Here is a 22279-nt window from a genome sequence, read left to right on the forward strand (position 1 = left end):
GATAACGGTAAGTTATGAACAGGATACCAATGACCAAGGCTGGTGAACTCTCGCTCCGCGAAGAGCTGACCCATCTGAAAACGGAACTGAGGCCGCAGATTATCAAGGCCATCGCAGACGCCAGAGAGCATGGCGACCTCAAGGAGAACGCTGAGTACCACGCGGCTCGCGAACAGCAGAGTTTTGCTGAGGGCCGTATTCAGGAAATTGAGAGCAAACTATCCAACGCTCAGGTAATCGACGTGACGACTATTCCGGAAACCGGAAAGGTCATCTTCGGTACGACGGTGACGATGGTGAACATAGAGACTGAAGCGACTTCGACCTACAGAATCGTTGGCGAAGATGAGGCCGATATCAAGAATGGTCGAATTTCGGTTTCGTCACCCATTGCTCGCGCCTTGATAGGCAAGGAAGTTGGTGACGTTGTGATGGTTCGCGTGCCCAGTGGCGACGTCGAGTTTGAGATAGAGAAAGTCGAGCATCTTGAATGATGCTCATGGCTCAGGCGGTAGGCGTCTAACGCTTACCTGCCGAGGCCTGGTACCGGATCAGATTTGACAGGCCGGGCTTTGGCTCCCTGGAACGCTTGAGCAGTACCAGGATCTTGCCGATAAGTTGAATCTGCGTAGCCTTGGTTGCTGCGATGATACCTTCGACAATGTCCTTACGCTCGTCCCGGTCATTACTTGCTAGCTTCACTTTGATCAGCTCGTGGTCAGCAAGCGCTCGCTCAACTTCGCCAACGACGGTCTCGGTCAGTCCCTTTTCGCCGACAATGATCACCGGTTTGAGCTCATGAGCAATGGCTCGAAGACTTTTCTTATCGACAGTCTTCAGTTTGGCGGCCTGACTTGGGCTGGTGCGCGAGGCGGTGGCTTCAACCCGTTTGGATGAACGTTTGCTATGTTGATCTGTCATATGCGTATCTGCTTGCAGGACTACTTGATTGGCGTCTGATGAGGTCGCCTGTATATCGCGCATTATAGCCGTTTGAGCCCGGGCCGCGATACGTCTGCTACGAAGATGGCGACCTGGATCTCTAAGAGGTCGGCAAAATGGTCGTTCGGTCCGTCTGATATGTCGTGACCGCATGTACGGATTGTTGCGGTCCACAGCCAATCGCCTGGTCTCCAGCCAAGTTCGGACGGGATGCCATTACAAGTACCTCATTCGCATTTCGATCCGGCTGCAGCTGCTATCATTACGTCAGTCGCGACACTGACCTTGCAATTGCGCTCGCGGCCCCGATATATCGATAGTGGCGCGACGGCGTTGTCCGTCGGTAGTCGTGCGTCGTATACCTGAGTATAGGGATAGGCGATTAATGACATTGCGGAATCGTAATCGCCCGCAATGTGCTTGCGCTGCTTAGGGCAGGCCAAATTCGCCCGCGTGTGTTAGATTACAACATGGTCTGAGCTATCAGCAGACCACACCCATTGAACTAATGAGGGTATCCCCTTGAACGACATGGCCAAGAACCTGCTGTTGTGGCTCATCATCGCAGCAGTCCTGCTTACGGTTTTCAATAATTTCAACGTCCCAGCGGGTAATCAAAAGATCGATTATTCGGAGTTTCTCCAGTTAGTGGAGTCGGGACAAGTCAGCAAAGTCACCATCGACGGCATGACCATCGAGGGGCAGCGGCAGGATGGTTCACAGTTCACCTCAGTCAAGCCAGAGATCCTCGATCTTGGTCTGATCGACGATCTACGTGAGGCCAATGTCGCTATCGAGGGCAGAGAGCCCGAGCGTCAGAGCATTTGGCAGCAGCTGCTGGTTGCGTCGTTTCCGATTTTAGTGATCATTGCTGTCTTCATGTTTTTCATGCGTCAGATGCAGGGTGGAGGCGGTGGTCGCGGCCCGATGTCTTTTGGCAAGAGCAAAGCTCGTTTGATGGGCGAAGATCAGATTAAGACGACCTTTGCGGATGTTGCGGGTTGCGATGAGGCCAAGGAAGAAGTTAAGGAGATCGTTGATTTTCTTAGGGACCCGTCAAAGTTTCAGCGTCTTGGCGGTCGGATTCCGCGAGGCGTACTCGCTGTAGGCCAGCCCGGCACAGGTAAAACGCTTCTTGCGAAGGCTATAGCAGGTGAGGCAAAAGTACCGTTCTTCACCATCTCCGGTTCGGACTTCGTGGAAATGTTTGTTGGTGTAGGTGCGTCACGAGTTCGCGACATGTTCGAACAGGCGAAGAAGCAGGCGCCCTGTATCATCTTTATCGACGAGATAGATGCCGTGGGTCGTCATCGCGGTGCTGGTCTTGGCGGTGGGCATGATGAGCGTGAGCAGACGCTGAACCAACTACTGGTAGAAATGGACGGCTTCGAAGGCAACGAAGGTGTCATCGTAATTGCTGCGACGAACCGTCCCGACGTACTGGATCCAGCGCTACTGCGCCCAGGTCGTTTCGACCGACAGGTAGTCGTAGGTTTGCCTGATATTCTGGGACGCGAGCAGATTCTCAAGGTTCATATGCGAAAGGTGCCGCTAGAAGATGATGTGGATCCGCTTGTCATTGCGCGTGGTACACCCGGTTTCTCTGGTGCAGATCTCGCCAATCTGGTCAACGAGGCGGCCCTGTTCGCCGCTCGATCCACCAAGCGTTCTGTAGGCATGGTTGAACTCGAACTGGCCAAGGACAAGATCATGATGGGTGCAGAGCGCAAATCGATGGTCATGAACGAGAAGGAAAAGCGGAATACCGCATTTCATGAGGCCGGCCATGCGATCGTTGGTCGCTTGATGCCAGAGCATGACCCGGTGTACAAGGTCAGTATCATTCCTAGGGGTAGGGCGCTTGGTGTCACCATGTTCCTGCCTGAGGAAGACCGTTATAGCCACAGTCGCCAAAGCCTGATCAGCAGGGTGTGTTCTCTCTTTGGTGGTCGCATAGCCGAAGAGCTCACTCTCGGTTCTGAAGGTGTGACGACTGGCGCGTCGAACGATATCAAGCGTGCGACTGAAATTGCGCGGAATATGGTTACCAAGTGGGGCCTGTCAGACAAGCTTGGTCCTTTGATGTATGACGATGATGAAGAGGAGGTCTTCCTCGGTCGTTCAGCCGGCAGTTCGCCAAAAGTGTATTCGCCGGAAACGGCTCAGCGTATCGATGATGAAGTTCGGAAAATCATTGATGACTGTTACGAGCACGCACGGAAACTGCTGACAGAAAACATGGACAAGCTCAATCTTATGGCGGATACCCTGATGCGCTACGAGACCATCGATTCAGCTCAGATCGATGCGATCATGGCCGGAAAGGAGCCGCCAGAGCCGAAAGGCTGGCATGGCAGCAAGCCTCCTGGAGGAGATTCAGGAAGTGGCTCCTTTGGAACCGAAGCGGGTGATGCGGCGGATGCCGGTGGATCACAACGTCCGGAAAGTGGTGGAAAGCCGACAATTGGCGGTACAGCAAGCAACCACTGAATTCGAGCTCTGCCATCTGAAAGCCCGGCTCTGTCCGGGCTTTTTTTAATTGAAGACAGTCATGAAGCCGAACTCTTTTCTTTCCATGACCCATCCACCGGCAGTGATGGGTGTGCTAAACGTCACGCCAGACTCGTTTTCCGATGGTGGTCGTCACGCTACTCTGGAGCTGGCCCTACGTCACGCACTGAGTATGCAGGACGAGGGTGCCGACATTATTGATGTTGGTGGAGAGTCCTCTCGACCGGGTGCGGCACCAGTGTCCGTCGCGGAAGAGTTGGATCGAGTCTGCCCCGTCATCGAACGATTGCGCAGTGCTAGCGACATCGCTATCTCCGTCGACACAAGCACACCGGCAGTTATGCTTGAGGCTGTTCGGCTGGGTGCATCGATGATTAACGATATCCGTGCGCTTTCACGTGAAGGTGCGCTCGAAGCGGTCAGTCGCTGCGGTGTTCCCGTATGTCTAATGCACATGCAGGGGGCACCAGCAACCATGCAGCAGAATCCTGCCTATACTGACGTTGTCGCCGAAGTCGAACAGTTTCTGATCGCAAGGACGGATGCCGCAGTGGCGGCTGGTATTTCACGATCCCGTATTGCCTGGGATCCCGGATTCGGCTTCGGCAAGACGATCCAGCACAATTTGCAGCTCCTGCAGGCCTTGCCGAAATTCGTGGCTTCTGGGCATCCTCTATTAGTCGGCGTCTCGCGTAAGAGTATGCTGGGGCATTTGACTGGACGACCGGTTGATCAACGGCTCGCAGCCGGACTGGCAGTTGCGACGATAGCAGCGCAGGCCGGCGCTGCAGTGATCCGAACGCACGATGTGCGCGAAACTATTGATGCCGTTAAAGTGGCAGCCGCTTTTGTGAGAGGACAGTTATGAGAAGGAAGTATTTCGGCACGGACGGGATTCGAGGAGAAGTCGGAAAAGGGGCTATTACGCCCGAGTTCATGCTTCGTCTCGGTTGGGCCGCCGGCAGGGTGTTTCGTAAGGAAGGCAAGCGAAACAGAGTCCTGATTGGTAAGGACACCCGCATCTCCGGATATATGTTCGAGTCGGCGCTGGAGGCAGGCTTCGCGGCCGCAGGTATGGAGGTGGCGCTTCTGGGGCCTATGCCTACACCAGCTGTAGCCTATCTCACCAGAACCTTCCGTGCATCAGCCGGTGTGGTCATCAGTGCCTCCCATAATCCTTACTACGACAATGGCATCAAGTTCTTCTCATCCGAAGGTGTCAAACTGCCTGATTCTGTCGAAATGGAGATTGAATCGCTACTCGATCACGAGATTGAGGTGGTCGGGGGCGATCAACTAGGGCGAGCGACGAGAATTGATGATGCGAAGGGTCGCTACATCGAGTTCTGCAAGAGTACCGTGCCCTTTCAGATGAGTTTTGCAAATTTTCATATCGTTATCGATTGCGCGCAAGGTGCCGCATATCAGGTCGCGCCGAAGGTCTTTCGTGAACTCGGTGCCAAGGTTGATAGTATAGGTGTCGACCCGGATGGCCTGAACATTAACCGAGAGAGCGGTGCCACAAGCCCTGAGCGTCTGGCAGCGAAAGTGCTGGAGCTTGGGGCGGATCTGGGTATTGCGCTTGATGGCGACGGCGATCGGGTCATCATGGTCGATCACAAGGGCGAAGTTGTCGATGGCGACGAGATCCTCTTTATGATCGCGATGTCACGGCAAACGCAGTGTCGTCTGCGGGGTGGGGTGGTAGGCACACTGATGACCAACTTCGGCGCCGAACTGGCCTTCAAAGCCAATGATATTCCATTCGTTCGAGCAAAAGTCGGTGATCGTTATGTTATGGAGGAGCTCCGCAAACGCGGCTGGCTTCTAGGTGGTGAAGGTTCGGGGCACATCGTGTGTCTGGAGAACACTACTACTGGAGATGGCATTATCTCGGGGCTGCAGGTGCTTGCAGCTATGTTCGAGGCGGACAAGTCGCTCCACGAGCTCAAGCAGCACATGACTAAGGTGCCGCAGGTGTTGATCAACGTGCGCATCAATGAGCAACGAGATCCTATGCAGATTCCTGAGGTGGCGCAGGCGCTCGCCGCTGCTGAGAGCAAGCTCAATGGTGCTGGCCGGGTCCTTCTCCGAGCCTCCGGAACAGAACCCTTGATCCGCGTGATGGTGGAGGGCTCCGATGAGGCTCTCGTTCGATCGCAGGCCGAAGAGTTGGCCGAGGTTGTGAAGGCATCCATGTAGCGATGTAGCGCTTGTATCCTATGCGCGCATTCTGTAGTATTCGCACCTCGCTGAATCGAGGCTGTTACTGCCTCGTGAGCCGCAGCTTATAAGCGGTTCAGCAATTTTTTCAGGTGTATTTGATGCGTCGACTGCTTATAGCAGGGAACTGGAAATCAAATTGTGGCCGAGTTGAGGCCTCAAATTTGATGACGGCCGTAAATGAGGGTCTGCATCAGCTGAAGCCGGATGTGGATGTGCTGATATTTCCCGCATATACATCGCTCGCTGAGGCGCAGGTGCTGTGTACCGAGTTGCAATACGGTGCGCAAAACTGCTCTAGCTTTGAGTCAGGTGCATTCACTGGTGAGATAGCTGCGGAAATGCTCGCTTCGTTCGGATGTTCCGCTGTTATTGTGGGGCATTCAGAGCGACGCCAGATCTTCGCAGAAGACGACGAAGCGCTGGCTGCGAAAGCGCGCCGTGCACTCGGTGCAGGTCTGAGTGTCGTGTTTTGCGTAGGCGAAAGTCTGCAGCAGCGGGATTCTGGTGAGGCGAAGGCGGTATGCTGTGCCCAGGTCAGCGTGTTAATGTCAGTGCTTGATCAAATGGAAGTGGCTGATCTCGTAGCTAAAGGTAGAGTCGTGGTAGCCTACGAGCCGGTATGGGCCATTGGTACCGGAAAGACGGCTAGCGCAGAAGATGCGCAGGACATGCACGCCGCGCTTAGGGCGGAAATGGCCGGAAGCCTCGGTGAGGAGGCCGACAGAATTCAGATTCTGTATGGCGGTAGTGTAAAGTCAGCAAATGCTGATCAGCTGTTCCAGCAGGCCGATATCGATGGCGCCCTTATCGGGGGTGCGTCGCTTGACGCCAATGAATTCGTTGAAATCGTGCGTATCGCTGATGCGCTGGTAAAAGGATAGGAAATCAAGTGGATTCAATCGAAATCCTTGTTGTTGTCTCGCACGTTATCGTCGCCATTGCAGTGATTGGGCTCGTGCTGTTGCAGCATGGAAAGGGTGCTGATGCCGGCGCCGCCTTTGGTGGTGGTGCTTCTCAGACAGTGTTCGGATCGCAGGGCTCAAGTTCATTTTTGAGTAAGATGACGGCTTGGTTGGCAGTTATTTTTTTCCTGACAAGTTTCGGGCTGGCATATCTCGCCAAGCAGCGCAGCGTTACGGTTGAATCAAACCCGCTCGGTTTGCCCGCAGTTGTGGAAGATCAAAGCATTGATGCGGATGTCTCGTCAGACGACAATTTGCCTGAGATGCGTATAGAAGAGCCTGTTGAACAGAGTGAATCCGCGCCAGCTATTGACTCCGATGCTGACATGCCTACAATTGACGCCGACATGGAGTCGACTGACGAAGGCTCCAGGGAAAATTAAGATTACAACGGGCTCCCTCGCCCGAGTAAAGATAAAACAGATTTGAGTAGTTCACTGCCGAAGTGGTGAAATTGGTAGACACGCTATCTTGAGGGGGTAGTGTCCGTCAGGACGTGCCGGTTCAAGTCCGGCCTTCGGCACCATTATTGTGTAAGATGTTTAGAGCAGTACGGTTAACGCCTTAACAGGTGTACTCGCTGGCTAAACCGAGATCGGTTTCCGATCAGTCCTCAGCGGGTTGTCCGCTCTCTTTTCTTCCAGCGTTGACCGAGTCAGGCGAAGACGCCTATAATCACGGCCCGGTGCTGGACGCAGTGAGTTCTCCGCTCCGTACTTAGAGTTGCTCTGGCAAGGTTTAACCGTTGCCGGGCGACTGATCAAATGGGCTATGAAGCCCTTTTTTTATTTGTGCCGATTTTAACGCAAGCATTAAAGGTCCAGACAGGCGTGTCCAGGAAAGACGATTTAGAACAGACAATATCTGGTGTGATCGAAGCCCTTGGCTATGTCTTTTGGGGGCTTGAGTTTCACGCGCAAGGTAACAGGTCCCTGCTGAGGATTTTTATCGACAAGGAAGGCGATGCTGGTGTTACGGTCGATGATTGCGCCGAAGCCAGTAGGCAGGTCAGTGCAGTGCTCGATGTGGAAGATATTATCGCCGGTCGGTACACCCTAGAAGTGTCATCGCCAGGGTGGGACCGCCCGTTATTCAATTTGACGCACTACCAGGCCAATGTAGGTGAGATTATTGAGCTGAGGCTGCGCACGCCGCACGCCGGCCGCCGGAAGTTTAAAGGGCTGCTCAAGGCCGTGGAGGGAGACGAAATCGTGCTCGAGTCAGATAATGAAGAGCATGTCTTCCCGTTCGATTACATAGATAAGGCCAATGTGGTGCCTCAGTTTTAAAGGTGCTTCCAAGTACTTGGGGATAAAATGAACAAAGAAATACTTCTGGTTGTCGAGGCGGTTTCTAACGAGAAAGGCGTCGACAAGGGCGTTATTTTCGAAGCGATTGAGCTGGCCATTGCCACTGCTACCAAGAAACGCTTTGAGGACGAGGACGCCAATGTTCGGGTTGTCATCGACCGTAAAACTGGCGATTACACGGCTTATCGTAGTTGGCTCGTCGTTGATAACGATGCTGTGCCTGGCCTTGGTACTGAGTTGACCATGCAGGAAGCTGAAGCGATTGACAAGTCACTGCAGCCTGGCAGCATCTATGAAGAAGAAATAGAGCCTGAAGCTTTCGGCCGCATTGGCGCTCAGGCAGCGAAGCAGATCATAGTGCAGAAGGTCCGGGAAGCTGAGCGAATCAAGATTGTCGATAACTATCGGCATCGGGTTGGCGAACTCGTCAATGGTGTTGTCAAGAAGGTTACTCGAGACAATATAATTGTAGATCTCGGCAGCAACGCCGAAGCCCTGCTTCCGAAAGATCAGCTTATCGGCCGCGAGTCATTCAAGGTCGGCGATCGAATACGAGCGCTTCTTCATGATATCAGGCAGGACAACAGGGGGCCGCAGCTAGTCCTGAGTCGAACTAATCCAGGCATGCTTATAGAGCTGTTCAGGATAGAAGTGCCGGAAATTGCTGAAGAAGTAATCGAAATAAAGGCTGCTGCCCGCGATCCCGGCTCTCGTGCGAAAATCGCTGTCAAGACCAACGATGGTCGGATCGATCCAGTCGGCGCCTGTGTGGGTATGCGTGGCGCACGCGTCCAGGCAGTCTCTGGCGAACTCGATAATGAGCGAGTTGATATCGTGCTGTGGGACGACAATCCGGCTCAGCTCGTGGTGAATGCCATGGCGCCAGCAGAATGTGCGTCCATTATCGTGGATGAAGATTCGCATACGATGCAGGTTGCTGTCGCAGCCGATAATCTTGCCATGGCCATTGGTCGTGGTGGACAGAACGTGCGCCTGGCGTCGGAGCTTACTGGCTGGATCATCAATGTGATGACAGAAGAAGAAGCTGGTCGGATGCAGGAAGAAGAGTCAGGTAAATACCGGGATATCTTTATTCGGGAGCTCGATGTCGATGAAGAGCTTGCCGAGATTCTGGTAGAGGAAGGCTTTACCTCAATCGAAGAGGTGGCCTATGTTCCGATGGAAGAAATGCTTGCCATTGATGGCTTCGACGAAGAAATCGTGACCGCGTTGCGCGGTCGGGCGAAAGATCGACTGATAAGTAAGGCCCTGGCGACAGAAGAGCAGCTGGAAGGCGTTGAGCCTGCAGAAGACCTTCTTTCGATGGAAGGTATGGACAAACACCTTGCATATGTTTTGGCCAGTCGTGGCATCGTAACGATGGAAGATCTCGCCGAACAGGCGATTGATGATTTGATTGATATTCCTGAGATCGACGAAGGTAAGGCGGCAGAATTGATTATGACCGCTAGAAAGCCTTGGTTCGAAGCACAGGAATAAAATAGGGGGCGTGACGCTCAGATGGCAGAAGTGACAGTCAAACAACTTGCGGACGATGTTGGTGCATCGGTCGACAAGATTATTCAGCAACTGGCGGAAGCCGGCATCCAGGGGCGTGGCGCTTCGGATGTTATCACTGATGACGAAAAGCAGACCCTGCTGAGGCATCTTAAGCAAAGCCACGGTGAGGCTTTTGCTGAGCCCAGAAAAATTACATTGAAGCGGAAGACGACCACCAAGCTGCGCTCGGCTGGTTCGAAAACCGTGAACGTGGAAGTGCGGAAGAAGCGAACCTACGTCAAGCGTGCGGATATCACTGCCGAGGCTGAGCCTGAGCCAGAAGTGCCGGTTGAGGCAGCTGCTCCGGCAGAAGCCGAGGTTGCTGTTACAGCGTCTCAGGCCGAAACAGCAGAAACTACTTCGGCAGAATCCACAGCGCCCGAGGCAACGAATTCTGTATCCGAATCCTCTGCTGAAACTGCTGAAGTGGCGGCTGAGACCTCGAGTGCCGAAGCGCCTGCGCCTGAAACTGCAGAGCAAGCCACTCCTGCCGCAGCAGCTAAACCTTCAGAGCCGGTAACGCCTGAAGAGGCTGACCGCGCTGCCAAGGAAGCTGCGCTCGCGGAAGCGGAGGAAGCCAAAAAGAGTAAGCACCGTCGTCACAAGGAAGAGGCTGGTACCCGTGAAGACAAGGAGGACACGCCTCCGGTCAAGAAGCAGAAGCCTAAAGTTGCTGCTGCCAAGCCACGGCGCACAGAAGTTGAGGCTGAGTTCACTACTGCCAAGACTGCAGATGCACCTCGTTCACTTCGTGCAAAAGCACCGCGGATGCGCCGCAAGCGTCGTGGTGGCTCCTCTTCGGTCGATCCGAATATTGCCAAGATCACGCGGGACGTTTCCATACCGGACTCTCTTACTGTAGGTGAACTTGCGCAGAAGATGGCCGTTAAATCTGGCGAAGTCATCAAGAAGCTGATGGGCATGGGCGTGATGGCCAACGTCAATCAGGTGATCGAGCAGGACGTTGCTCAGATGGTCGCCGAGGAGATGGGTCATAAGGTCACTTTGACTCGTGAAGATGCACTCGAGACCGAGATGATGGACTCCATCATTTATGAAGGCGAGGTGACTACCCGTGCACCGGTCGTCAGCGTCATGGGTCACGTCGACCATGGTAAGACATCGCTGCTCGATTACATTCGTCGTGCGAAGGTTGCCGCCAGCGAGTCTGGAGGTATCACCCAGCATATCGGCGCCTATTTGGTGCAGACAGACAAGGGTCAGATTTCCTTCCTGGATACGCCTGGCCACGCCGCGTTCACTGCGATGCGTGCACGTGGCGCCAAGAGCACGGATATTGTCATTCTCGTGGTGGCTGCTGATGACGGTGTCATGCCGCAGACTAAGGAGGCGGTTCAGCATGCTAAATCTGCTGACATGCCGATCATTGTCGCTGTCAACAAGATCGACAAGGAAGATGCCGATCCGGAGCGCGTCAAGAACGAGCTGTCTGCTCTCGATGTTATTTCTGAAGAGTGGGGCGGTGATGTGCAGTTCGTCAATGTCTCTGCACACACCGGCGAAGGCATCGATAACCTGCTGGATGCCATTCTCCTTCAATCAGAGCTTCTTGAGCTGACTGCTGTCAAATCAGGTCCTGCGCGTGGCGTTGTCATCGAGTCGCGTCTGGACAAGGGGCGCGGCGTAGTAGCCTCGGTTCTGGTACAAAACGGTACCCTGAAGAAGGGTGATATTGTCCTGGCTGGCGAGCAGTACGGACGGGTCAGAGCGATGCTGAACGAGCATGGCAAAACTGTCGATTCCGCTGAGCCATCTACTCCGGTTGAAATCCTTGGCCTGAATGAGACTCCTGAAGCTGGCGACGAATTCGTCGTAGTGGCTGACGAACGAAAGGCGCGTGAAGTCGCAGCGTTCCGTCAGGAGAAAGTGAGATCTGAACGTCTGCAGAGGCAGCAGTCGACTAATCTCGAGAACATGTTCCAGAGTATGGGTAAGGGCGAGACCAAGATCCTCAATATGGTCGTCAAGACCGATGTTCGTGGTTCTCTCGAGGCCATCATCAGTTCACTGACTGAACTTGGTAACGAAGAAGTGCAGGTGAACATTGTCGGCTCTGGTGTCGGTGGAATATCCGAGACCGATGCAAACCTCGCCGTGTCTACGAATTCCATAGTCGTTGGTTTCAATGTCAGGGCCGATGGCACGGCACGCAAGATTCTCGAGCGTGAAGGTGTCGAGCTCCGTTACTACAGCATCATCTACAACATTATCGATGATGTGAAGGCAGCGTTGACTGGCATGTTGGCTCCGGCATTCCGAGAGGATATTCTCGGAATTGCGGAAGTTCGCGATACGTTCAAGTCGCCCAAGTTTGGTCAGGTCGCTGGCTGTATCGTTGTCGAAGGCACGGTATATCGTAGTAAGCCGATCAGGGTACTTCGAGATGACGTTGTTATCTTCGAGGGTGAGCTCGAGTCGCTGCGTCGCTTCAAGGATGACGTCGCCGAAGTCCGCTCAGGAACTGAGTGTGGTATCGGTGTTCGCAACTATGAAGTGAAGATCGGTGACAAGATCGAAGTCTTCGACCGGGTTCAGATAGAGCGCACGCTGTAATGCCAAGAGAGTTTAGTCGGCAGCAGCGGATTGCTGAACAGATGCAGAAGGAGCTCGCACGCATTATTCAACGTGACGTGAAGGATCCACGGCTCGGTATGATCACCGTGAATAGTGTGAAGGTCTCGAAGGATTACGGGTACGCTGACGTTTATGTCACGCAGCTCAACCAGAGCGATCTGGAAGATCATGCGGGTATTCAACAGGCGCTGCTCGTTCTTAAAGATGCGAGCAGCTTTCTGAAGTCCGAGCTCGGCAAGGCCATGAAGCTCAGGGTGCTGCCGCAGCTTCGTTTTCATCACGATACCGCCCTGTATAATTCACTGCATATCAGTGCACTGATCAGCAAGGCGCGCGCTGAGGACCAGGCTCGCTCTGGCGCAGAAGGCAGTGCACAAGATATTGAAGACGACAATCCTTCGGCAGATGACGCCGACGGTGACAGCAGAGAAAGCTGATGTCAGGCACTATTCAAACGGCGGGGAATCCCGCCGTTTTCTATTACGGCTTTCCTGGTCGTGCAGCAAGTTGCGGTAATCATTCATGAAACAACTCGATGGTGTGCTTTGCATCGACAAGCCTCTGGGGCTGTCTTCGAATGCGGCCTTACAGCGTGTGAAGCGCTTTATTGGTGCGGCGAAGGCTGGCCACACGGGAACCCTTGACCCGATGGCCACCGGTCTGCTGCCGATTTGTCTAGGAGATGCCACCAAGTTCTCACGCTTCTTTCTCGATGCCGACAAGACCTATTTGACGGAAGTCCGTCTGGGACAGACAACTTCGACCGGCGACCGCGAGGGTGAAATCCTTGAGGATAAACCTGTGCCTCCCCAGTTGGATGTGGCGCATCTTGAAGAAGTGATCAGCCAGTTCATTGGTCGAATCGAGCAGATTCCGCCAATGTATTCCGCGCTCAAGCACAAAGGTCAGCCACTGTACAAGCTCGCACGGCAGGGGAAGGCGGTTGACCGCCCTTCGCGCAGCATAGAGATTCGCAGTCTGGACCTTGTTTCTCACGCTTCGCCCTTGCTTACGTTGAAAGTGACCTGCAGTAAAGGCACGTATATCAGAACGCTGGCGGAGGATATCGGTCGCAAACTTGGATACGGTGCACATCTCGCCAGCTTGAGGCGAACAGCCAGCGGCCCGTTTACGCTTGAAGACGCGCACCAATTGCCTGATCGTTATGAGATGCAGCTGGACAGTGCGGATGAGCGTGTAGAGCGCGAGCCTGAGCTCCTTGCGGCTGAAGCCCGGTCTCTTGTTGCTGCTATTCGTCCGGTAGACCTTGCATTAGGCCACCTGCCGAGGCTCGACATTGATGACGCTGCTGCGCGCTCGCTTATCGTCGGCAGAGAGGTTATAATCCGCGACCCTGGCCTTGGCCTGGGGTTGAAGGCGAGCAAGCCACAGGATCTGGCGGATGCTTCTCTGCCAGAGAAGCCGCTGTATCGGGTGTATGGACTGGGCTGTTTTTTAGGCCTCGTCCACCCGTCCGAAGAGCCCGTAGGAAGTGCAGCCCACGCTAGGCTGAGACTCGAGATATGCAAGTTGGTGAATACCAGCGCAATCGTGGCGAGCCTGCAATAGCAGAATTCTATAACGGAGCCGACTGTATGTATGCGCGGTTGGGTTCTTTTCATAAAAGCATACTGAGGAAATATCTATGTCATTATCAGCTGAAGAAAAAGCAGGCATCCTGAAGGATTATCAGACTCAGGAAGGCGATACCGGTTCACCGGAAGTCCAGGTCGCTCTGTTGACGCACAACATCAACAAGCTGCAGGATCATTTCAAGGCTCACAAGCACGATCACCACTCACGTCGTGGTCTGATTCGTATGGTCAACCAGCGTCGCAAGCTGCTTGACTATCTCAAGCGCAAGAATGATGAGCGGTATCTGAGCCTCATCCAGCGTCTGAGTCTGCGTCGTTAGTCATTTCTCCGTTCTTCATAATCCTTTGGCAGCTCAGGCTGCCGAGGGTTATAATCCCCGCGTTCGTGTAGTAAACAATTGATTGTTCGAATCGCGAGGGACTTCCGTAAAGCCGAATTACTGGTCTGTGTTCCTGGTTCTGATGTGAAGCGATGCCTGCATCGTCTATGGGTAGAATCAAGGGCCGTCATGGCCAGTCCTAAATCGGTTTCTCAGAATTTCCTCGGTATTCGTCGTACGCATCAGTGTCTGTTGCCCGAATGAGTTCTCGTTGGGCGTCTCCGTATGGCTTTGATCAGCATTGCCAACTCTAGCGTCCAGCACTGATCCAACAATACTTGAAGGAAATTCAGTGAATCCAATTACAAAATCATTCCGCTATGGAAACGCTCAAGTCACATTCGAAACCGGTCGTGTCGCTCGTCAGGCTACAGCGGCTGTCATGGTCACGATTGATGATACGGTTGTGCTCTGTACTGTCGTTGCCCAAAAGGAAGCCGTGCCAGGCCGTGGGTTTTTCCCTCTGTCGGTCCACTATCAGGAAAAGACCTACGCCGTGGGGAAGATTCCAGGTGGTTACTTCAAGCGTGAAGGCCGACCAAGTGAGAAGGAAACGCTTACTTCGCGTCTGATCGACCGACCAGTTCGCCCGCTGTTCAAGAAGGGTTTTGATAACGAAGTTCAGATCCTTTGTACTGTTCTCTCAGCTGGCAAGACCCAGGATCCAGACATCGCAGCGATTCTCGGCACCGCAGCCGCTCTCGAGATTGCAGGTTTGCCTTTTGAGGGCCCACTGGCTGGTGCGCGTGTAGCGTATACCGACGAACTCGGCTACACGCTGAATCCAACCTTCGAATACCTCGAAAAGTCACGTCTCGACATGGTTGTCGCCGGTACAGCTGATGCTGTTCTGATGGTTGAATCCGAAGCGAGTGAACTTTCCGAAGACATCATGCTCGGCGCTGTACTCTACGCCCATGAAGAGATGCAGGTCGCTATCGAGGCCATCAAGGATTTTGCATCCAAGGTCGATATTCCGAAGTTCGAGTGGACACCACCTTCAGTCAACGAAGAGCTCAAGGCGATTCTGGCCGACAAGTTCGGGTCACGCGTCGCAGAGAGCTACACGATTCGTCAGAAGATGGAGCGGTACAAGGCGCTTGGCGATCTCAAGAAGGAAGCTGTGGAGCAGCTGAAGGCTGACGAGAATGGCAACGGTTTTGATGCGGAAGAGATCAAGAGCTACTTTAGCAAGCTCGAGAAAGCCACTGTTCGAAATCAGATTCTTGACAAGCAGCCGCGTATTGATGGTCGTGACACCACGACTGTGCGGCCGATTTCCGTTGAAGTAGGTGTACTGCCGAATGCCCACGGCTCAGCACTCTTCACCCGTGGTGAAACGCAGGCTCTTGTAGTGGCCACGTTGGGTAGCACGCGTGACGTCATGCGCATAGATGCCCTGGAAGGCGAGAAGAAAGAGAACTTCCTGTTCCATTACAACTTCCCTCCGTACTCGGTCGGTGAAGTTTCGAGGATCGGTGGCGTAGGCCGTCGGGAGATAGGTCACGGCCGTCTGGCTCGTCGTGGTATTCAGGCGATGATGCCGAACTATGACGATTTCCCATACGCCCTTCGCGTGGTTTCAGAGATCACCGAGTCCAATGGTTCCAGCTCGATGGCCAGTGTGTGCGGTAGCTCGCTTGCCCTTATGGATGCCGGTGTGCCGCTGAAAGCACCTGTTGCTGGTATCGCAATGGGTCTCATCAAGGAAGGTGATCGTTTTGCAGTACTGACCGATATCCTCGGCGACGAAGATCACCTCGGCGACATGGACTTCAAAGTGGCTGGTAGCAAAGGTGGTATCACTGCGCTGCAGATGGATATCAAGATTACCGGCATTACAGAAGAAATCATGGAGCAGGCGCTCAACCAGGCCAAGGATGCGAGACTGCACATCCTGGGCGAGATGAACGCTGTTCTGGCGCTGTCACGTGAAGAACTGGCGGACAATGCACCGAAAATGAAAACCATCAAGATCGATGCCGAGAAAATCCGTGACATCATCGGTAAGGGCGGCGCAACTATCCGTTCTATCTGTGAAGAGTCTGGTGCATCCATCGACATCGAAGACGACGGTACCATCAAGATATTCGCGGCGGACAAGGCGTCTTCCGACAAGGCCCTGTTCCGTATCAATGAAATTACTGCTGAAGCGGAAATCGGCCGTGTGTATCAAGGTCGCGTGGAGCGGATCGTGGACTTCGGTGCGTTCGTCAACTTCCTGCCTGGCAAGGACGGTCTGGTCCACATCTCGCAAATCTCCCAGGAGCGCGTCGAGAATGTGTCTGACTACATCAAGGAAGGGGACATGGTGCCTGTGAAGGTGCTGGACGTCGACAATCGAGGCCGCGTGAAGCTGTCCATGAAGGAAGTGACCGAAGAAGACAAGGCTGAGCTGCAGTCTGCAGAATAAGCCTTGGCAGTGCTGTCCGAAGACCTCGAAATCAGGCTTCGGACACTACGGTCACTAGTATCGCAGGCAGGGGAGAAGATCCCTGGCCTGAAAACAGAAACGGCGCCTCGGGGCGCCGTTTCTGTTTTTAACTCGTAGCCAGTCTGGCTGAATCAGCCGCCGAGGTAGGCGTTCTTCACTGCGTCATTGGCGAGAAGTGCGTCTCCGGTGTCGTCCAACACGATGCTACCATTTTCCAACACATAGCCACGGTCTGCGAGTTGCAGCGCCTGGTTGGCGTTCTGCTCAACCAGAAAGATGGTCATACCCTTGTCCCGCAGCGTTTCAATCGTCGAGAAAATCTGCTGAATGATAATAGGCGCAAGGCCGAGCGATGGCTCGTCTAGGAGCAAAAGTCGAGGCTTGCTCATAAGAGCCCGCCCGATTGCCAACATTTGCTGCTCACCACCCGACATGGTTCCTGCACGCTGCTCCTTGCGCTCCGCCAGCCGCGGAAAGAGCTCGAACACTTCATCAAGGATACGGTGGAAACTGGCTTTGTCGGTAAAGAAGCCACCCATGTGCAGGTTCTCTATTACAGTCATGCCTGAGAAGACTCGACGGCCCTCAGGTACCACAGCGATGCCCGAACGCATGATCTCAGCCGTAGGCAGTTCGTGAATTGGATTACCGTCGAACTCGATAGTGCCGCTACTTGCCCGCGGGTCTCCGCAGAGTGTCATCAGCAGGGTCGTCTTTCCGGCACCATTGGCACCGATCAGAGTGACGATTTCGTTCTGCTTCACTTCCAGCGTAATTCCGTGAAGCGCCTCAATCTTGCCGTAATGGGCATGAACCTCATTGAAACGTAGCATCAGGCTTCTCCCAAATAGGCTTTGATGACTTCGGGATTATTACGGATCTCTTCGGGTGTGCCAGTCGCCAGAGGCCGGCCCTGGTTGACCACATAGATTCGGTCCGATATGTCCATCACCAGTCCCATATCGTGTTCGATCAGGAGGATTGCCACGTTGTAGTCCAGCTTCAGGCGCATGATCAGCTCGTTGAGGTCGCGCGTCTCTCGCGGGTTCAGGCCTGCAGCCGGCTCATCCAGCAGCAGCGCGTGAGGCTCGGTTACCATGCATCGTGCGATTTCCAGCCGGCGTTGCTGACCGTAAGAGAGGTTGGCAGCTTCACGGTTGGCTACCTGTATCAGGTCAAGCTTCTCGAGCCAGTAAGTGGCCCGCTCCATGGCGTCCTCTTCACGTTGACGGTAATTCTTGGTGGCGAACAGCCCGGCCAGCAGGCCTGTGTTGACGTGGCGATGCTGGGCGACGAGCAGGTTCTCGATCACGGTCATGCTGCCGAACAGACGCACGTGCTGGAAGGTACGCACCATGCCCAAACGCGAAATCTTGAAGTCAGGCAAATTGTGGATAGGCGAGTTCCTGAAGCTGATTTCGCCGCCACTTGGCTTATAAAAGCCACTGATGCAATTGAAAATGGTTGTCTTGCCAGCACCGTTTGGTCCTATGACAGACACAATCTCCTGTTCGTTCAGGTCAAGGTTTACCTGGTCGACGGCAACAAGGCCGCCAAAGCGCATGGTCAGATCTCTGACTCTCAACATATTTTCTACGACTCCTGTGAGGTCTTGATCTGAATGTGTGAACGCTTCACCGGCAGGAGCCCTTCAGGCCGCCATATCATCATCAGCACCATCATGGCACCGAAGATCAGCATGCGGTATTCAGCGAACTCCCTGGCTAGCTCTGGTAGAACGATCATGACGACAGCGGCGCAAATGACCCCGATCTGAGAGCCCATTCCGCCAAGTACGACGATGGCCAGAATGATGGCCGATTCTATAAAGGTGAACGATTCAGGACTGATGAACCCCTGACGTGCAGCAAAGAAACAGCCGGCGAAGCCTGCGAAGCTGGCGCCTATAGTGAAGGCAGAAAGCTTGATGCCGGTCTTGTTCAAGCCGAGCGAACGGCTGGCGATCTCATCTTCACGCAAGGCTTCCCAGGCGCGACCCACCGGCATTTTTGTCAGCCGACGAATCACGAACAAGGTGAGTAGGACCAGCGCCAGTGCGATAAGGTAAAGAAACATGACCTTGGTTTCCGAGCTGTATTCAAGCCCGAAGAATTCATGAAAAGTCAGGTTGCCTTCTTCCTTGGCACGTCGACCAAATTCCAGGGCTACCAGCGCTGGCTCCGGTTCAAGCTGTATCGCAGGCAGGGTAGGCTTTGGGATGCCGCCGATACCGTTCGGACCGCCCGTGAGATCCGTATGAATATTGAGAAGTTCACGGATGATCTCACCGAAACCGAGCGTCACGATCGCGAGATAATCGCCCCGCAGGCGCAAAACTGGAAAGCCGAGTAGAAAACCGAAGAAAGCGGCTAACAGCCCGCCTATGGGCAAAGCCACCCAGAACGAGACACCCCAGTACTGTGACAACAGCGCATAGCTGTAGGCGCCTACCGCATAGAAGGCGACGTAACCGAGGTCTAGAAGGCCGGCAAGACCGACAACGATGTTGAGACCAAGCCCAAGCATGACATAGATCAGCACCAGCGTGGCCAGATCGATGTTGCCGCGATCACTGATGAAGGGCCAGATCAACGCGAGACAAAGCAGCGCTGCCAATGCCACCTTCTCGAACTTCTGCTTGAAACCATCGTCAAAATTGAAGCGACCGTGGCTGGCGTGAACACCAAGGACGCGTTGTCGGACGGCGGTGATAGCCGGTCTGAAGAGCTGAAAGAAGAACACGGCAGCGACGCCTAGACCAATCAGGATCCAGGTCTCGGTATCGGCACCATTCACACTCAGGGTAACACCTTCCCGCTCCAGCTTGAGGCCGAGCAAGGGGAAAGTCAGGATGAACATAATGACAGCAGCTAAAGCTGCGTTGGGTAAGGTTGAGCGCATGCTGGCGTATCCTAGATTTTTTCGACTTCAGGCTTTCCGAGTATCCCCGTCGGCCGGAACAGCAGTATGAGAACCAGCAGCGCAAAAGCGACCACGTTGCGATATTCAGAGCTGATATAAGCGGCGGTCATGCTCTCGGCAACGCCAAGAATGAGACCTCCCAGTACAGCACCAGGTATGCTGCCAATGCCGCCGAGTACGGCCGCGGTGAAGGCTTTCAGCCCGGCAATAAAGCCGATGAAGGGATTGGCTACGCCATAATGCATGCCGAGAAGCAGGCCAGCGACTGCCGCAAGGGCTGCGCCGATGATAAAGGTGATGGCTATGATCTTGTTAGTGTCGATACCGAGCAGACTCGCCATCTTCATGTCTGCTGACACGGCACGACAGGCTCGTCCGGTACGAGATCTGGAAATGAACCAGGATAGCAACGCCATGCTGATCAGCGTGACCACCAGGATGATCATCTGCATGTATGAGAGCGTGGCCTGGAAGGCGTCGTCATCACCCATCGTGATGCCGCCCGATACCATCTGCGGCAGCGCGACGTCCCGTGAGCTCTGACCCAGTAACACATAGTTCTGCAGGAAGATGCTCATGCCGATAGCGGAGATCAATGGAATCAGTCTGTTCCCGCCTCGCAGTGGACGGTAGGCCACACGTTCCAGTGCGTAGCCGAAAGTGCTCGAAATGAGCACCGTGGTGAGTAGCGCTATCAGGAAGACCACCGGCAGATATTCGATGCCAAGCATGGCCAGACAGGTGATGGCTATGAAGGCCACATACGTCGAGATCATGTAGATTTCGCCGTGGGCGAAATTGATCATTCCGATAATGCCATAGACCATTGTGTAGCCGATGGCGATGAGCGCATAGGCGCTGCCGAGGGTAATGCCGTTTATGAATTGTTGTAGGAAATAGTAGAAATCGCCCATGTGTGATGCTCTTCTCTGATCATGCGAAAAGCCCAGCTTGTGGCTGGGCTTTTCAGTCTACATTCACTGTCGCCGCCAACAAGGCTGTAGCCATGGCAGCGGCGCCCGCAAAACGGTGGCTATCCTACCACTATTCTGCAGCAGTTTTGGTACCATCCTTGTGCCAATTGTAAACTTCGAACTTGAAGTTCGCGATGTCGCCTTTCTCATTAAAGGCAATCTCGCCCATGGGCGTCTGGAAGCTGTTGTTGTGAATGTATTTGGCGACCTTGGATGTGTCAGTGCTGTCTGCACCTTCTATAGCATCGGCAATGACCTTCACCGCAGCGTAAGATGTGAGGACGAAGGCGCCGCTCGCATCTTCCTTCTTGGCTTCGAATGCCTTGACCAGATCCTTGTTTTCTTCGCGCTTGTCGAAAGCTGGTGGCAGGGTCACCAGAAGTCCTTCGGAAGCGTCACCAGCAATGGTGCTGATATCCTTGTTACCTACGCCTTCAGGTCCCATGTACTGGGCTTTGAAATTCTTCTCGGCAGACTGGCGCAGTAGCAGGCCAAGTTCCGGGTGATAGCCGCCGTAGTAAACGAAGTCCACTTTCTCCTTCTGCATCTTGGAGATCAGCGAAGAGAAGTCCTTGTCACCCTTGTTGATACCTTCAAACATCACGACCTTGACGCCTTTCTCTTTGAGGCTGTCACGGACCGAAGTGGCAATACCTTCGCCATACTGCTGCTTGTCGTGAATGACGGCGACAGCCTTTGGCTTGACCTTGTCTGCGATATAAGTAGCGGCGGTAGGGCCCTGATCACTGTCCAGGCCGATGGTACGGAAAATCATGGTATAGCCGCGGTCACTGATCTCAGGGCTTGTCGAGGCCGGGGTGATCATGACGATGCCTTCGTCTTCATAAATAGTCGAAGCAGGCTGGGTCGCACCGGAGCAGAGGTGGCCGACCACGAATTTGTAACCTTCGTTGACAATCTTGTTGGCTACGAGGTTGGCCTGCTTTGGCTCGCAAGCGTCATCGAAAATTTCTGCCTTCAGCATTTTGCCATCGACACCGCCGGCTTTGTTGATCTGCTCAACCGCCATCTTGGCGCCCATGAACTGCATGTCACCGTATTGAGCGACATCGCCAGTTGCAGGGCCGGCAATGGCAATCTTGATGTCTTCCGCGATTGCTGTCATTGCAGTCATGGAGCAGGCCGCAAATGTGGCAACCGTGGTCAGTCTTATAATTTTTTTCATGTCCCACTTTTCCTGTTTCAGTATGAGAGGCTCATGCGGCGATCAATTCGGCCAGCATTGCAGCGATACTACTGGCAATTGCTCGCGGAGAAAAGTGGCAGCGTCAGGGTGACGCGGCGGTGCACTGGCCTATACTTGATAGTTGGACGTATTTTCAGACATCTACTCGCGGAGGAATCGTGACGGCAACAATCAGGCATCACCGTGGCGAACACATTTTGTCCGCCATGCGAACTCTATGAGCAGCGAAGAAGGTCGACGTAGTCCCCGCCGGGCAGCTGGCTGGCGCTGTATTGCGCAAGCGCCTGATAAATCTATGAGCCTTTGCAAAGTTGAGAACGCTTCAGCACAGGGCTTCCTCCTCGATACAGAGATTCAGTATCCATTAAATACCAGGCTTATGTTGCGTATAGAGGTCCGTCATGGCGGCAAAACCTGGGAGTTCCTCTGCATCGTTGTTGTTCGTCATAGCGTTATCCGAAGCGCAAGCTACATGGCCGGGACGGAGATCGAAAAAATCTCCGAGAAAGACGAAAAATTCCTTCACGATTACTCATTCAGCATCGTCTGAAGTCCCTCAGTAACCGCAGGCGCTCGATATCCGGCGCCTGTTTCTGCGTTTATTCTTATCCAGCCCTTTATTTCCCTGCTCGATTGTTCATATAGTTGGGCACGCCGAAAG

The 22279-nt window shown here is 54.0% G+C and carries 20 protein-coding genes and 1 tRNA gene; 15 read left to right on the forward strand and 6 right to left on the reverse strand.

Going from position 1 to position 22279, the window contains the following annotated elements; all coding sequences use genetic code 11:
* Positions 1–14: 14 nt before the first annotated feature.
* Positions 15–494 carry a transcription elongation factor GreA gene (gene greA, locus ACH3PB_RS20030; protein WP_416397258.1) on the forward strand — a complete coding sequence of 160 codons (480 nt, stop codon included), beginning with the start codon at positions 15–17 and terminating at the stop codon, positions 492–494.
* Positions 495–519: 25 nt separating this feature from the next.
* Here the strand turns inward: greA and yhbY are convergent, their stop codons facing one another.
* Positions 520–921 carry a ribosome assembly RNA-binding protein YhbY gene (yhbY, locus tag ACH3PB_RS20035; RefSeq protein WP_416397259.1) on the reverse strand — a complete coding sequence of 134 codons (402 nt, stop codon included), beginning with the start codon at positions 919–921 and terminating at the stop codon, positions 520–522.
* 552 nt (positions 922–1473) lie between these two features.
* On the opposite strand from yhbY, the gene ftsH reads away from it, so the two are divergent.
* From ftsH to pnp, 13 genes are all read left to right on the forward strand, one after another.
* The gene (gene ftsH / locus ACH3PB_RS20040) at positions 1474–3432 is read left to right on the forward strand and encodes an ATP-dependent zinc metalloprotease FtsH (protein ID WP_416399488.1); all 1959 of its coding nucleotides are present in this window, start codon (positions 1474–1476) and stop codon (positions 3430–3432) included.
* 61 nt (positions 3433–3493) lie between these two features.
* Complete coding sequence (folP, locus tag ACH3PB_RS20045; protein WP_416397260.1) at positions 3494–4321, forward strand: dihydropteroate synthase; 828 nt, start codon at positions 3494–3496, stop codon at positions 4319–4321.
* Positions 4318–5655, forward strand: a complete 1338-nt coding sequence (gene glmM / locus ACH3PB_RS20050) for a phosphoglucosamine mutase (RefSeq protein ID WP_416397261.1) — start codon at positions 4318–4320, stop codon at positions 5653–5655. Before folP ends, glmM begins: the two co-directional genes overlap by 4 nt.
* Positions 5656–5843: 188 nt before the next feature.
* Positions 5844–6560: a triose-phosphate isomerase gene (tpiA, locus tag ACH3PB_RS20055; protein WP_416397262.1), complete on the forward strand. Its 717-nt coding sequence runs from the start codon at positions 5844–5846 to the stop codon at positions 6558–6560.
* A gap of 17 nt (positions 6561–6577) precedes the next feature.
* On the forward strand, positions 6578–7024 hold the full coding sequence (gene secG / locus ACH3PB_RS20060; protein WP_416399489.1) for a preprotein translocase subunit SecG: 447 nt from the start codon (positions 6578–6580) through the stop codon (positions 7022–7024).
* A 56-nt stretch (positions 7025–7080) separates the two neighbouring features.
* Positions 7081–7167 (forward strand) — tRNA-Leu (locus ACH3PB_RS20065).
* A gap of 238 nt (positions 7168–7405) precedes the next feature.
* A complete protein-coding gene (rimP, locus tag ACH3PB_RS20070) occupies positions 7406–7930 on the forward strand; it encodes a ribosome maturation factor RimP (protein WP_416397263.1) in 525 nt (174 codons plus the stop codon).
* Positions 7931–7957: 27 nt separating this feature from the next.
* Positions 7958–9451 (forward strand): transcription termination factor NusA, encoded by a 1494-nt coding sequence (gene nusA, locus ACH3PB_RS20075; protein WP_416397264.1) that lies wholly within the window; start codon positions 7958–7960, stop codon positions 9449–9451.
* Positions 9452–9472: 21 nt separating this feature from the next.
* Positions 9473–12085: a translation initiation factor IF-2 gene (gene infB, locus ACH3PB_RS20080; protein WP_416397265.1), complete on the forward strand. Its 2613-nt coding sequence runs from the start codon at positions 9473–9475 to the stop codon at positions 12083–12085.
* The gene (rbfA, locus tag ACH3PB_RS20085) at positions 12085–12543 is read left to right on the forward strand and encodes a 30S ribosome-binding factor RbfA (RefSeq protein ID WP_416397266.1); all 459 of its coding nucleotides are present in this window, start codon (positions 12085–12087) and stop codon (positions 12541–12543) included. The genes infB and rbfA overlap by 1 nt, the downstream gene beginning before the upstream one ends.
* An 85-nt stretch (positions 12544–12628) precedes the next feature.
* Complete coding sequence (gene truB, locus ACH3PB_RS20090; protein WP_416397267.1) at positions 12629–13675, forward strand: tRNA pseudouridine(55) synthase TruB; 1047 nt, start codon at positions 12629–12631, stop codon at positions 13673–13675.
* Positions 13676–13751: 76 nt separating this feature from the next.
* A complete protein-coding gene (rpsO, locus tag ACH3PB_RS20095; RefSeq protein ID WP_344808763.1) occupies positions 13752–14021 on the forward strand; it encodes a 30S ribosomal protein S15 in 270 nt (89 codons plus the stop codon).
* 352 nt (positions 14022–14373) lie between these two features.
* Complete coding sequence (pnp, locus tag ACH3PB_RS20100) at positions 14374–16494, forward strand: polyribonucleotide nucleotidyltransferase (RefSeq protein WP_416397268.1); 2121 nt, start codon at positions 14374–14376, stop codon at positions 16492–16494.
* A 152-nt stretch (positions 16495–16646) separates the two neighbouring features.
* On the opposite strand, the gene ACH3PB_RS20105 is transcribed toward pnp, so the two are convergent.
* The 5 genes from ACH3PB_RS20105 to ACH3PB_RS20125 form a co-directional block, all read right to left on the reverse strand.
* On the reverse strand, positions 16647–17348 hold the full coding sequence (locus tag ACH3PB_RS20105; RefSeq protein WP_416397269.1) for an ABC transporter ATP-binding protein: 702 nt from the start codon (positions 17346–17348) through the stop codon (positions 16647–16649).
* Positions 17348–18103 carry a high-affinity branched-chain amino acid ABC transporter ATP-binding protein LivG gene (gene livG / locus ACH3PB_RS20110; RefSeq protein WP_416397270.1) on the reverse strand — a complete coding sequence of 252 codons (756 nt, stop codon included), beginning with the start codon at positions 18101–18103 and terminating at the stop codon, positions 17348–17350. The genes ACH3PB_RS20105 and livG overlap by 1 nt, the downstream gene beginning before the upstream one ends.
* Before the next feature lie 5 nt (positions 18104–18108).
* On the reverse strand, positions 18109–19416 hold the full coding sequence (locus ACH3PB_RS20115) for a high-affinity branched-chain amino acid ABC transporter permease LivM (protein WP_416397271.1): 1308 nt from the start codon (positions 19414–19416) through the stop codon (positions 18109–18111).
* A gap of 11 nt (positions 19417–19427) precedes the next feature.
* Positions 19428–20351, reverse strand: a complete 924-nt coding sequence (gene livH / locus ACH3PB_RS20120; RefSeq protein WP_416397272.1) for a high-affinity branched-chain amino acid ABC transporter permease LivH — start codon at positions 20349–20351, stop codon at positions 19428–19430.
* Positions 20352–20481: 130 nt separating this feature from the next.
* Positions 20482–21597 carry a branched-chain amino acid ABC transporter substrate-binding protein gene (locus ACH3PB_RS20125; RefSeq protein WP_416397273.1) on the reverse strand — a complete coding sequence of 372 codons (1116 nt, stop codon included), beginning with the start codon at positions 21595–21597 and terminating at the stop codon, positions 20482–20484.
* A gap of 238 nt (positions 21598–21835) precedes the next feature.
* Between ACH3PB_RS20125 and ACH3PB_RS20130 the strand changes: the two genes are divergently transcribed.
* Entirely contained in the window at positions 21836–22168 is a 333-nt protein-coding gene (locus ACH3PB_RS20130; protein WP_416397274.1) for a PilZ domain-containing protein, read from the forward strand.
* Positions 22169–22279 lie beyond the last annotated feature (111 nt).

It is taken from the genome of Allohahella sp. A8 (assembly GCF_047946665.1).
Taxonomy (GTDB): Bacteria; Pseudomonadota; Gammaproteobacteria; order Pseudomonadales; family Oleiphilaceae; genus Allohahella.